Genomic DNA, 14,383 nt, shown 5'->3' with positions numbered 1-14,383 from the left:
TACCTTTCTATGCAAGTGAAATAACGACTCCTGTTTGCATTTTAATTAATATACATATAAATCCTATTACTATAGGAATAGTTATAGAAAAAATAACTACTAATAATAGTTTTAATAATTCTGTTAAAAAACCTTTTAACTCTTGTTTTTTAACTTCTTTGTCTAATAAAGCAAAGTTAACTGTTTTAAAAACAATATCTAATATTGGGAAAAATAAGTGGAATGAAAAGTATTCCAAAAATGATGATATGAATAAAATTACTCATATAACAAATAACTCAATTAAAAGAATTCCAAACATATCAATTCTATAAATACCGTGATCAATCATTGAAATTAAAGGCATTACAATAATTAAAGAAGTTATGAAAATAAATTCTTTAATACTGAATCCTAATGTTGATAATTCACTTTTTGTTTGAAAAAATGACTTGATTGTAGTTTGTTGTAATAATTCATAATCAACTTTATTTGCATAAGTTCTTTTTATGGCGTAAAAGAATCCTAAGAATGCAACAAAACCTAAAATTCCTCCAATTAATTGTCCAGCAAATATATAAGGAATACCTTTAGTTAACATACTACCTGTAAGTCCTGTTAGATCTTGTCCTGATTTTCCAAATCCTATAAGTATTGATTTAAATAAAACAATCATAGGATTTAAAAATGGTGCAATAGCAGTTTTCGAAATAATACTTGCAAATGCATAAGGCAAGAAAAAAGCTAATGCCGTTGACATTGTAAAACATACAGATAAAAATAGTTTATTATTTTGTTTTTTTAAAATTATTGATAGTAATTTAAATGTAAATACGAAAAACACCAATAAAAATACCCCAATAATTTCAAAAGTAAAAACTGTGCCGTTAAAATAAGTTCTTAAGGCCTCTCCTGGTGTATTTTTTAAGTTCAATATATCACCCCTATTTTAATTCATATAAATTAATTTTTTATTAAATAAGGGTCGACAAAAAATTATTTCATAAAAAGTATTTAGCCACGCATGCATTATCATGATCTGCTAATAGGTATAATCTCAGCCTTTTACAGCACCCTTATTTCTTTAATATTATAACAACTGTTTAGAATTACTATCCCTATTTTTAAAATAGTTCAAATATTACTAAAATAGTATATTTTTTACATCTTTTAACCTAAAAATAAAATAACAAAAAGTGCAATAAAATTGCACTTTTGTTTTCTTAAATTTTACATGCATCACATTCGTAGTTTTCACTATCTTCTAAAACATCTTGACGAATTCGTACATAATAAATTGATGCACAACCTTGTTTAAATGCATTAACATAAGCACGGTTTAGATCTCTTGTTGTTGCTTTATCAGTCATAAATAATGTTAATGATATTGCTTGATCAACGTGTTGTTGAGCAGCTGCTACAACATTAATAATTGGGTCTGGTCCCATTTCATATGCTCCAATTGCATAATAAGCCATATTATCAAAATTAATTTCATATGCAGGAACATAAACTCTACCTAGTTTTCCTTCTTTTCTAACTTCAACAGTTGAAACAACAGGTTGAAGTGATGGAGTACATGAACTTAGATAACTAATTGATCCAGTAGGAGCAACTGCCATTAAGTGAGAGTTTGCTAGTCCAGTTTGTTTAATTTTTTCTACTAATTCAATTCATTGTTGTTGAGTAGGAATTTCTACATCATATTTACTGAATAATTCTTTAACTTTTGCAGTTGCTGGAGTTCATTTGTTAGGATCGCATTTTGTATATTTATCAAATCAAGAACCATCTGCAAATCTTGATTCATCAAATGAACTAAATTTTCCAAATTCTTCAGCTAATTTGTTTGATGCTTTAAACGCATTATAAGCAACTGTGTAGAAGAACATATTAGTAAAATCAACTGCTTCAGGTGAATTATACATAACTGAGTTTGTAGCTAAAAATCCATGTAAGTTCATAGCTCCTAATCCAACAGCATGATTATTAGCATTACCGTTTTTAATTGATGGGGCACAATCTAGATCAGAATTTCTTGAAACAACATCTAATGCAGTAATTGCAGTGTGAACTGATTCACCAAATTCTCTTCCAGATTTCATCATTTTATCAATATTTAAACTTCCTAAATTACAACAAATATCTTCACCAGTTTTTGTAAATGATAGATCTTGGCTGTATTCACTTGCTGTACTTACTTGAACAATTTCACTACATAAGTTACTCATAATAATCCTTCCTTTTTTATCATGAGCATTTCTTCTGTTTACTGTATCTTCAAATAAAATATATGGATATCCACTTTCAAAATGTAATTCAGCAATAGTTAAGAATAATTTTCTTGCACTAATAAAAGTTTTTTTAATGCTTGGATTTTCTAACATTTCATAGTATTTTTCAGTAATTGAAATATCAGATAATGGCTTACCATAAACTTTTTGAACATCATAAGGACTAAATAAAGCCATGTCTTTATTTTCTCTAGCTAATTCAAAAGTAATATCTGGAATAACTACTCCTAAAGATAAAGATTTAATTCTGATTTTTTCATCAGCATTTTCTCTTTTAGTATCTAAAAATGAAATGATGTCTGGGTGGTGTGCTGAAATATAAACCGCTCCAGCTCCCTGACGTTGTCCTAATTGATCTGCATAAGTAAATGAATCTTCTAAAATTTTCATTACAGGAATTGGTCCACTACTTAATCCATCAATATTTTTAATAGGTGATCCAGTTTCACGTAAGTTTGTTAAACAAATTGCAACTCCTCCACCTCTTTTTGAAAGTTGAAGTGATGTTGAAATAGTTCTACAAATTGATTCCATGTTATCTTCACATCTTAATAAGTAACATGAAACATATTCTCCTCTGTGTTTTTTACCTGCATTTAAAAATGTTGGAGTTGCTGGTTGGAAACGTCCTAACATAATATTTTTTAAAATACTTTTTGCTTTGTCATAATTACCATTTCCTAAAAATAGTGCGTTCATTAAAACACGATCAGTGTATGATTCTAAGTATTTTTCACTATCAAAAGTTTTTAAAGCATATGCATTAAAGAATTTTAATGCACCCATAAAACTTGGAAATGAATGATTGAATGATTTAGCATATTCATCTAACTCTTCAATTTGTTTAAAATCATATTTATCTATTATTTCTTTATCGTAATAATTATTTTCAACTAAATATCCTATTCTTTGTCTTAAATTATCAAACTTGATCATTCTTGGTTCGATATGATTTTCAATATATGATTTTGCAGCTTCTACATCTAATTTAAAGTTATCTTGACCTGGAGAAAACAATTTAGATCTAGCATTTAATTTAATATAGTCATCATTAGTATTATCTAAGATATGTAGGTCTTTATTATCTTTCATTATTTCCATCCTCTCAGAATTTATTTAATATTTTTGTAATTTCACTTACATCATGTTGTGTTCCTAATAATTCAAATTGATATAAAAATGGAACGTTTAATTTTTTTGAAATAATTGGTCCTGCAATACCAAAAGTATCTCCAAAATTACTATTTCCTGAAGCAATAACTCCTCGACAGTATTTTCTATTTTCAGGATTATTTAAAAATTTAATAACTTGTTTTGGAACTGCCCCTTCTAAATGTTCTCCTCCACCACTATATGTTGGTGTACATAAAACATAATCTTTATCAACAGAAATAGCTTGTTCTATTTCATATGGGATTCTTGCATTATCAATACCTAATTTTTGTATAAATCTATGAGTATTATTTGATATTGATGAAAAATAAACAACGAATGGTGCTCCTTTTGGTTTAATGACATCACTAGCACTAACTTTTTTTACATTTTCATGCATAACACTATCCCCCTAAATATATCTAAAATTCTCAGTCTTCATCTTCAGTTTCAACAGAAACTCCCATAACATATGATGATCCGTTTCCTGAGAAGAAATCATGGTTTTCATCAGCTCTAGCTGATAATTGGTTAAAGATTTCAGGTTCGATTCTTGTTTCTTCTTCACTAAATGGTGAATCGTATCCTAAGTTTTGTAAGAATTTTCCTGCGTTGTAAACACTAAATCTAATAGCATCTTCAACTATACCAAATCCATCATATAATTCTTTTAAATATTCAGTTTCTAAATCAATTAATTCATATAGTAAATCAAAAACGAATTTTTTCATTTCTTCTTGTTTTTCAGGTGATAATTTAGCAACCTTTTTCTGATATTTATAACCACTGTAGTAATTATGAATAACTTTATCTCTTAAAATTAATCTAACAATATCAGAAGTGTTTGGTAATTTACCTCTAGCTGATAAATAGAATGGTAAGTAGAATCCTCCATATAACAAGAATCCTGGCATTAAAGCAGCGGCAACTTTAGATTTTAATGGATCATTTCCAGCATAATATGGAATTAAAGCTTTTGCTCTTTTTTGTAGTGATTCAGTTTTAACTACTCATTCATGAGCTTCTTCAATTTGTTCGCTTGAACATAATGTTGAAAATATTGTTCCATAACTTCTTGCGTGAACTGCAACCATAAAAGCAAAGTTAGCATAAATTACTTGTTCGTGATCTGTTAATGAATTATCAATTTGTGTAACATCTCCAACTGTTGCTTGAACTGTATCTAATAAAGTTAGCCCTGTAAATGTTCTAGTAATTAATTGTTGTCATTCAGGAGTCAATCCTCTTCATGAACTTAAATCATTTGAAACTGGAATTTTTTCTGGTAATCAGAAGTTTTGTGTAATTCTATTTCAAACTTCTAAGTCTTTTTCATCATTAATTACATTTCAGTTTACAGATCTTAAGTTGCCTTTAAAGCCTTGTTGAATAAATTCGGTCGGACTTACTGATTCGTTATAGTATTTTTGTTCTTTTGACATAAATATCATCTTCCCCTAAACTATGTTATTTTTTAAGTAGTCTTTCTTTATTATAATTTCTTTAAAATAGAAAACTTAAAAATGTAATGAAAAATTTTTCATTAAAATTAAAACTTTTTATATAAAAAATAATTAGTTGAAAGATATTTATTTTATTTATTTTTATGTTATATATAAGAAATTATTTATTTTTAAAACTATTAATTAAACAAAAAAAGAACTCTATAAAGAGTTCAAATTCAGTTCTATTTATCATTACGCCAGGTCATAAATTCGTAGGCAGGGCCGGTAAGAACTAAAACCACCAATATAGTAAATAAAATATTTACATTATTAATCTATCACAAAAAATTATTATAAAGAATGTTTTTTAATAAACTCTTTAACTTTAATATGATATTGATCAGCATAATCTGCAATAACTCTAACATGTTCACTATTTTCAGGAGTTCAAATTTCAGTTATATCTTTATTTGATTTTTCATACATTTCAACACTCATTAAATAATTAATAAAAGTATCACCTTTAGAATGAATATAAAATATTGGAGTTGTAACTTGATTCATATTTTTTAATAAATCATATTGTTTAATATCTTTATTTACATGTTTATTAAATTTTGATCCAACAAATAAACTAGTTTGTCATCATTTTTTTTCTAATCTAGTTGACATATATCATCTAAATTGACGAACTAAATTTGAAAAACCACAATCAGCAACAATTCAATTAATATCTTTTTTATGTTTTCCAATTTGAGCGTATAAAACCGAAGTTGATGCTCCCATACTATTTCCAATTAACCCTATATGAGTAGCTTTATTTTGTTTTAAAAATTCAATAACAGTATCTAGCATTTCTATTGTACTAAATCCAACATCAGTATTTTTACCATAACTTCGACCATGAGCAAATTGATCAAAAGTTAAAATATTATAACCATCATTTAAAAAATGTTGAACAAGTCTTAAAGCTAAATATTTATTTTCAGTTCAACCGTGTAATCCGATTACTCATTTTTTAGAATTTTTATTTTCTATTTTTAAACAACTAATATTACCTTTATCATTAGATAATTCAAACTCTTTAATTTGATCTTTATCAATTAAAAAATCTTTAATATTTTTATCTTTAAGATCTCAAACATGTTCATTATATGTATTAGTAAAATCATCAAATCTTTTATATGTTAAACAAAAATGAATGAATCTTTTAATATATTTATTTTGTTTTGTAATTTGAAATATATAAATAAAAATAAAATAAAATGCTATTTTAAAAAAATTATTTTTATTAACTGAACAAACTTTATTTTTCATTTGTCCTCCTTAATTAATGTTGATATTAAAAAGAGTTTAAAACTCTTAAATTTATTTTAAATTTTTAATAACTATTTTGTTAATATTTTTCCTAAACTATGAAATTTTGTTTCATATTCAGTTGCAATATTATCTTTTATCATTTCTTGATCTTTATATAAATCATTAGTTTTATAAATAATTTCTCACTTATTAGTTTGACTTAATTGTTCTAAACTAAATTCATATAATAAATCATTATCACTTTTAAATTCTAAAATCCCATCTTTTTTAAGTATTTTAGAATATCGATCTAAAAATGTAATAAATGTTAAACGCTTTTTAGCGTGTCTTTTTTTAGGTCATGGATCTGAAAAGTTTAAATAAATTTTTGAAATAGAATTTTCATCAAACATTTCAGTTAAATCTTCAGCAAAATCATTAAAATATTTTAAATTATTCATTTGTTGATTATTTTGTTCAAAAACTTTTAAACTCTTTTTTAAAGCTACTCCAACAACTGTTGTTTCTTTTTCCATACCAATAAAATTAATATCACTATTTTTTAAAGCTAAAGTAGTTATAAATTGACCTTTACCACATCCTATTTCAAGATGAACATCATTATTGTTATTAAATTCTTTATTTAAATCTAAACGATTTGGTTTATTAAAATGTATTAGATTATTTTTGTGAATTTCTAAAAAATCTTTTGTTCACGGTTTATTTCTTAAACGCATATTTTCTCCTTACTAGTTTATATAAATAATATACCAACACCTAAAAATATAACAACAGTAATAATATCAACAACTATAGTTAATAATGGAAGTGAAACTGATGAAGAATCTTTACCTAATTTATTTATGATTAAAGGTAATATTAAAGCTAAAATATTTGAAATTAAAATAGTAATAAAAATTCCAACACTAGCTATTATGATACTTTTTCAAATATAAATATTACTAAAATCAGCTTTATATTCAATTAAATAAATACATATCATTCTTAAAAAGTTAATGATAACAAGAATTATTGCGAGCATTATTGAAACAAGTATTTCTTTAAAAAAGATTGTTTTAATTTCTTTTTTATGTAATTGTTGTAAACTAATAGCTCGTCCTGTTATTAATAAAGTTTGATTAGCTGAACAAGCAACTACTCCTGAAATTATTAATGTTAAAGGAACTAACATTAATAGTAATTGACTGTTAGCTGTAGGATTATATTTATTAAATACGACAATCATTAAAATATTTGTAATAAAGCCTAGTACTAGCATTATTAGTAAAGATAAACTTCTTGATCTAAACATTTGTCAAATTGAAGTTTCAAAATAATTTGTTTCTGTTGTTTTAATACCGCTATATTTATGAATGTCTTCATTAGTTTCTTCAATCAAGACATCAATCACATCATCAACTGTAATAATACCTACTAAAATATTGTTATCATCAACTACTGGTAAAGTATTAATATCATATTTTTTAAACATAATAGCAGCTTCTTCTTGAGATTGATTAGAATTAATTGAAATTATTTTTCTATTCATAAATTCACCAATTTTAGTATTATTATCATTTAAAATTAGATCTTTAACTTCAATACTTCCGATCAATTGACCGATTTTATTAACAACAAATACATCATCAATTTCATCATATTCTTCGTGATTTTTTTTAATTTCATTTATTGTTTTAGATACAGTTTTAGTTTCTCTAACTGATAGAAAATCAACACTCATAATACTTCCAGCAGTATAGTCATCATATTTTAAAATATTTAATAATTCTTTTCTTTGTTCAATTGAAGCAGCATCAAATACTTTTCTAACAATTTCAGTTTCCATATCTTCAATAGCATCAATAATATCATCTGAATAAAGTTCATTAACTAGTTTTTTTAACTTAGTTATATTTAAATTTTTTAATATATATTCTCTTAAGTCATAAGATAAATAATTAAATATTTCACTTGATTGTGATACTTTAATTTTTTTAAAAATTTCAAATGCTATTTTTTCTTGAATATGATTTAAAACTTCTGCAAAATCTGCAGGTTGTGTCTCTTCAGCAAGATTAATAATATCTTGAGTTTTTTTATTATTGTAAAGATTAATTATTTGTTGTTCTAAATACGTGTGATCTATCATTTTTAACTCCTATGATTTGTTTAAAATATTTTTACTCTATTAAGTTATTAGAATTATTTTATCAAATTTGCTCAATTTACATTGTTTAAGTAAATTCAATGGTCTTGTTTTATTTTTTATTTTCCATAAATCATTTATAAACTTGAGGAATAAAATATAAACTTCCACAAATTAAAATATTCTTATTATTATTTTTTAAAAATGTCACTCAATCATAAATTTTATTTTTGTGATTAAGATTATTTATATCTCAAGCTTTAATATGATCAAAACTAGCTATATAAACTTCATCAAAATTGCTTTCTAATAACTCTAATGAAGTTTTATGATCTTTTAAAAAACTTGTTGCATATAAAACTATAAAATCTTTATTAAGTTGTTTTGTTGCTGTTATTAACCTATTTATTGCATCAACATTATGAGCACCATCAATTATAAAATAAGGATCAGTTTGTAAAATACTAAATCTTCCTAAAGGTTTATCTAATTTAAAGATACTATCATCATAAATTTCAAATTGTTCTAAAACTTTTTTAGCTAAACCTTTATTTGCTTTTTGATAATCTATTTGATCATCAATTTTATCAGCAAAAATAACTTCTACATTTTTATTAATTAATTTATCTAAAATAATATATTTATATTTTAAATTATCATCACTAACAATTAGTTTAGTGTTAGGTTTTGCTATGTTTATTTTTTGAAAAATAATATCATCAATACTATTACCTAAATAATCAGTGTGATCAATTGAAACAGAACTAAAAGCTGTAAGTATTTGATTAGACATGTAATTAGTTGTATCATAATACCCACCAATACCAGCTTCACAAACTACAATATCAACCTGATTATCAACAAAATATAAAATCATAATTAGTGTTCACATTTCAAAAAAGTTTAACTGATATTTATACATATAAACTTCGGCTTTTTTAATATATTTTTTTAAATCATCATCACTAATTGGAGTGTTATTAATTTGAATTCTTTCATTATGAAACATAAAAGCAGGAGAAATAAATAAGCCTACTTTTTTATATTTTTGTTTTAGACCTTGTGATATATAAAATGAGGTTGATCCTTTACCGTTAGTTCCAACAACATTAATAGTTGGTAGTTTTGATTCGATATTATTTAATTCTCTTAAAACTTCTTTAAAAACACTTATTTTTTTATCTCTAGTTAATCATTCAAATAAAAATTCATCAACTGAAATCATTATAAATATCCTTTCAAGTATTTAGCTGTATATGACTTTTCTGATTGAACTACTTGTTCAGGAGTACCGAAAGCAACAACTTGTCCACCATATTGTCCACCATCAGGACCTAGATCGATAATATGATCTGAAACTTTAATAAAATCTAAATTATGTTCAATACATAAAACAGTATTACCTAAATCAACTAATTTATTTAAAACTTCAATTAATCTTTTTACATCATCAATATGTAAACCTGTAGTCGGTTCATCTAATAAAAACATAGTATTTCCTGTTTGTTTTTTTAATAAATGCGTTGATAGTTTAATTCTTTGAGATTCTCCACCTGAAAGTGTTGTTGCGTTTTGACCTAGCTTAATATAACCTAATCCAACATCTAAAATTGTTTGAAGTTTAGCTTTAATTTGAGGTATATTTTCAAAAAATTCATAAGCTTGACTAACTGTCATATTTAAAACATCAGAAATTGATTTGTCTTTATATTTCACCATTAAAGTTTCACTATTATAACGTTTTCCTTCACACACTTCACAAACAACTTCAACACTTGGCATAAATTGCATTGAAATAGTAATAACTCCATCACCTTGACAATGTTCACATCTTCCACCTGCAACATTAAATGAGAATCTTCCTTTTTTATATCCTCTTATTTTTGCTTCAGGTAAATTTGTAAATAGATCTCTTATATCATTAAAAACTGAAGTATAAGTTGCAGGATTACTTCTTGGTGTTTTTCCAATTGGTTCTTGAGAAATATAAATTACTTTATTAATATTTTCTACTCCTCTAATTTCTTTTACTTTACCCGTTGGAATGTATTCTTTAGATAAATTATTTTGTAAACCTTTATAAACAATATCTTCTAATAATGTAGATTTACCACTTCCACTAACTCCTGTAATTGTTACAAATTTATTTAATGGAATAGTTACATCAATATTTTTTAAATTATTTTCACTAGCTTTAATTATTTGAATAACTTTTTTATTTCCACTTCTTCTTTTTGTTGGAACTGGTATAGTCATACGTTTTGATAAATATTTTCCTGTAATAGTATCAGTTTTTAAAATTTCATTATATGTTCCTGAAAAAGTAATTTCTCCACCGTTCTCACCGGCTCCTGGACCAATATCAACAATTCAATCGCTTGCTTTCATTGTATCTTCGTCATGTTCAACGACAATTAAAGTATTTCCTAAATCTCTTAAATGTTTTAATGTAGCAATTAATCTATCATTATCTTTTTGATGTAATCCAATTGAAGGCTCATCTAAAACATATAAAATACCAGTTAATTGACTTCCGATTTGTTTTGCTAATCTAATTCTTTGAGATTCACCACCAGAAAGTGTTGTAGCTGTTCTTGCTAGATCTAAATATCCTAATCCCACTTCATTTAAAAAACTAGTTCTTGAAATAATTTCATCTAATACTAATTTAGCAATTGTTTTTTGAGTTTCAGTTAATTCAATATTTAATAAAAAATCTAACTCTTCACTAATGCTTATTTTTGTATAATCAAAAATTGATTTATCATTAATTTTTACTGATAATGCTATTTCATTTAATCTTGATCCTTGACATAAAGTACAAGTTGTTGATGACATAAATTTAGAATATCAATTTCTAATTTCTTCAGATTTAGTTTCAAAATATCTTCTTTTAATTAATTGAGCTGTTCCTTCGATATAATCAAAACTTTCATATTTTTTACCATTACTACTTACAAGTCTGATATCAATTTCTCTGTCACTTCCTCATAAAATAACATCAATTTGTTTTTTAGTTAATTGGTTTAAAGGCAAGCTTAGATCAATATAATAATAATCACACAATGTTCTAAATTTTTGTCATTCTAAATTATCAGTATGTAAAAAGTTTCTATAATAACTAACTCCACCTTCATTAATTGAAAGATTCATATTAGGCATAATTAAATTAACATCAGGTTCTAAATTTACACCTAATCCATTACACTCACTACAAGCACCTAATGGAGCATTAAATGAAAATAATCTAGGTTCTAATTCAGGAACAACAAAATCACATTCTTTACATGCAAAAGAAGTTGAAAATAATTTCTCAACTTTTTGATCATCATTAATATAAGCGATTTTAATTAAATTATTAGAATAGTTTAATCCCGTTTCAACAGCTGCAAAAACTCTTGAATTGATCTCATCAGCATTTTGATAAATAACTCTATCAACAACAATATCAATATTATGTCTTTGATTTTTATCTAACTGAATTTCATCATCTAACATTTTTAATTCACCATCAACAATTACACGAATAAATCCATCAGAGCTTAATTTCTCTAAAACATCTTTAAATGTACCTTTTTTATCTCTAACTAATGGTGAAAGTATATGAATTTGTTGATTCTCTGTTGTTGTTTGTTTAATATTATTTACTATTTCACTAATGCTCATAGCTTGAATTTGACCATGACCATTTATACAATAAGGTGTTCCAATTCTTGCATATAATAAACGTAGATAATCATAAATTTCAGTAACCGTTCCAACTGTTGATCTTGGGTTATGACTTGTTGTTTTTTGATCGATTGAAATAGAAGGAGATAATCCTTCAATTGAATCAACATCAGGTTTTTCATTTCCACCTAAAAATTGTCTAGCATAAGCTGAAAGAGATTCAATATAACGTCTACGTCCTTCAGCATAAATTGTTGAAAACGCTAATGAAGATTTACCAGATCCACTTAATCCTGTAAAAACAACTAATTTATTTTTAGGTATTTCAAGATCAACATTTTTTAAATTATGTTCTCTTGCACCTTTAATTATGATTTTGTTGTTCATAATAAACCTCCTAATTAGAACTTTTTTGATTTTCTAATTCAATAATTGTATCTCTTAAAACTGCAGCTCTTTCAAAATCTAATTCTTTTGCAGCTTGTAACATTTCTTGACGTAAATCATCAATAGCTTTTTGAAGTGTTTCAACTTTTTGTTTTGAATTTCGGATTTTTTTAGCTTTTTCAATTGCTTGTTTAGATTTTTTGCTTAATACTGATTCAGTGATTTGTTTTGAAACTGTTTTAGGAGTAATATTGTGTTCTTTATTGTATTGTTGTTGAATCTCACGCCTACGATTAGTTTCATCAATTGCTTGTTGCATAGCTTGACTAGTACTATCAGCATACATTATAGCTTTACCGTGTTCATTTCTAGCAACTCGTCCTATTGTTTGAATTAATGATCGATAGTTTCTTAAAAATCCTTGTTTATCAGCATCTAATATACAAATTAAACTAACTTCAGGAAGATCCAATCCTTCTCTTAACAAGTTAACTCCGACTACAACATCATAAACTCCTTTTCTTAGATCATTTAATATTTCACTTCGTTCTAGTGTTTTTAATTCAGAGTGTAAATAAGCTACTTTAATATCTCTTTGTTGTAAATAGTTAGTTAAATCTTCACTCATTCTAATTGTTAGAGTTGTTATAAATACTCTTTCATTCACTTTTTTTCTGTTATGTATTTCATTGATAATATCATCAATTTGATTTGTTGTAGGTCTTATTTCAACAATTGGATCTAACAATCCTGTTGGCCTAATAATTTGTTGAACTACATGATTATTAACTTGATCTAATTCATAATCTCCTGGAGTTGCTGAAGTATAAATTACTTGATGTAATAAACTATTAAATTCATCAAAATTCAAAGGGCGATTATCTAATGCACTAGGTAGTCTAAATCCGTATTCAACTAGCGTTGTTTTTCTAGATCTATCAGTGTTATACATTCCTCTAATTTGAGGAAGCGAGATATGAGATTCATCAATAATAGTTAAAAAATCATCTTGAAAATAATCTAATAAAATATAAGGGCGTTGACCTGGTTGACGCAGATCTAAATGAGAAGAATAATTTTCAATACCACTACAATATCCAAATTCTTCTAAAGATTCAAGATCATATTTAGTTCTTTGTTCTAATCTTTGAGATTCTAATAATTTGTTTTCACTAGTTAAAACAGCTAATCTGTCAGTTAATTCATTTCTAATGTTGTTACAAATTATTTTCAATTTATCTTGTGGTGTGACATAAGCTTGAGCAGGAAAAATTGAAACAGTACTAGTTCTATCTATAACTGCTCCAGTAATTGAATTTAAAACATCAATCATTTCAATCTCATCATTAAATAATGAAATTCTAAACATAATATTATTTGCTCAACCAGGAACTATTTTAATGACATCACCTTTAGCTGAAAAACTACCTAATTCATTTTCAATATCATTTCTTGTATAACCTGTTTTAACTAATCAATTTAATAATTCATTTCTTGCAATTTTTTGTCCTAATTTCAATTCGAAAAATGCTGATGAGTATTCATCTGGATTTTGTAAAGCAAAAATAGCAGCAACACTAGCTACAACTATTGTGTCATTTCTTGTTAAAAGCGCATTACAAGCACTAAGTCTCATCATATCTAATTCCATATTCTGACGAGCATCTTTATCAATATATAAATCTTTAGATGGAACATAAGCTTCAGGTTGGAAAAAATCGAAATTTGAAACAAAATATTCAACTCTATTTTCAGGAAATAATTCTTTTAACTCGTAATACAATTGCATAGCTAAAGTTTTATTATGAGCTAAAACCAAAGTTTGCTTGTTGTGTTTTGCAATAACATTTGCAATAGTAAAAGTTTTACCAGTTCCAGTAGCACCTAGTAAAACTTGATATTTTTTATTATCTTTTAATCCTTGATTTAATTGTTCAATAGCTTGACTTTGATCTCCAGAAGGTGAGAATCTACTTACTAATTTAAACTTATTGTTATTTATATAATTCATA

General features: G+C 25.6%; 10 protein-coding genes. All 10 read right to left on the bottom strand.

All coding sequences use genetic code 4. The annotated features are described in order from the left end of the window. Nucleotides 1-7: 7 nt before the first annotated feature. Nucleotides 8-907, bottom strand: a complete 900-nt coding sequence (locus NX779_RS00750) for an MAG4940 family membrane protein (RefSeq protein WP_375162445.1) — start codon at nucleotides 905-907, stop codon at nucleotides 8-10. A gap of 295 nt (nucleotides 908-1,202) precedes the next feature. After that, the gene (gene nrdE / locus NX779_RS00745; protein WP_259430326.1) at nucleotides 1,203-3,365 is read right to left on the bottom strand and encodes a class 1b ribonucleoside-diphosphate reductase subunit alpha; all 2,163 of its coding nucleotides are present in this window, start codon (nucleotides 3,363-3,365) and stop codon (nucleotides 1,203-1,205) included. After that, nucleotides 3,355-3,825 carry a class Ib ribonucleoside-diphosphate reductase assembly flavoprotein NrdI gene (gene nrdI, locus NX779_RS00740; RefSeq protein ID WP_004428007.1) on the bottom strand — a complete coding sequence of 157 codons (471 nt, stop codon included), beginning with the start codon at nucleotides 3,823-3,825 and terminating at the stop codon, nucleotides 3,355-3,357. The genes nrdE and nrdI overlap by 11 nt, the downstream gene beginning before the upstream one ends. A 22-nt stretch (nucleotides 3,826-3,847) precedes the next feature. Continuing rightward, complete coding sequence (gene nrdF / locus NX779_RS00735; RefSeq protein ID WP_259430325.1) at nucleotides 3,848-4,867, bottom strand: class 1b ribonucleoside-diphosphate reductase subunit beta; 1,020 nt, start codon at nucleotides 4,865-4,867, stop codon at nucleotides 3,848-3,850. A gap of 354 nt (nucleotides 4,868-5,221) precedes the next feature. Then, nucleotides 5,222-6,187 (bottom strand): alpha/beta hydrolase, encoded by a 966-nt coding sequence (locus NX779_RS00730; RefSeq protein ID WP_259430324.1) that lies wholly within the window; start codon nucleotides 6,185-6,187, stop codon nucleotides 5,222-5,224. Between the two features lie 71 nt (nucleotides 6,188-6,258). Beyond that, nucleotides 6,259-6,906 (bottom strand): tRNA (guanosine(46)-N7)-methyltransferase TrmB, encoded by a 648-nt coding sequence (gene trmB, locus NX779_RS00725; protein ID WP_259430323.1) that lies wholly within the window; start codon nucleotides 6,904-6,906, stop codon nucleotides 6,259-6,261. 17 nt (nucleotides 6,907-6,923) lie between these two features. Continuing rightward, nucleotides 6,924-8,318: a magnesium transporter gene (gene mgtE / locus NX779_RS00720; protein ID WP_259430322.1), complete on the bottom strand. Its 1,395-nt coding sequence runs from the start codon at nucleotides 8,316-8,318 to the stop codon at nucleotides 6,924-6,926. A gap of 109 nt (nucleotides 8,319-8,427) precedes the next feature. Continuing rightward, nucleotides 8,428-9,540: a bifunctional folylpolyglutamate synthase/dihydrofolate synthase gene (locus NX779_RS00715; protein WP_259430321.1), complete on the bottom strand. Its 1,113-nt coding sequence runs from the start codon at nucleotides 9,538-9,540 to the stop codon at nucleotides 8,428-8,430. After that, a complete protein-coding gene (uvrA, locus tag NX779_RS00710) occupies nucleotides 9,540-12,374 on the bottom strand; it encodes an excinuclease ABC subunit UvrA (protein WP_310795081.1) in 2,835 nt (944 codons plus the stop codon). Before uvrA ends, NX779_RS00715 begins: the two co-directional genes overlap by 1 nt. A gap of 7 nt (nucleotides 12,375-12,381) precedes the next feature. Then, a complete protein-coding gene (uvrB, locus tag NX779_RS00705) occupies nucleotides 12,382-14,382 on the bottom strand; it encodes an excinuclease ABC subunit UvrB (protein ID WP_259430319.1) in 2,001 nt (666 codons plus the stop codon). Between the last annotated feature and the right edge of the window lies 1 nt (nucleotide 14,383).

The organism is Mycoplasma cottewii (assembly GCF_024918975.1).
Lineage (GTDB): Bacteria > Bacillota_I > Bacilli_A > Mycoplasmatales > Mycoplasmataceae > Mycoplasma > Mycoplasma cottewii.
The sequence above is the reverse complement of the archived record's forward strand: the minus strand, read 5'-3'. Positions and strand labels throughout refer to the sequence as shown.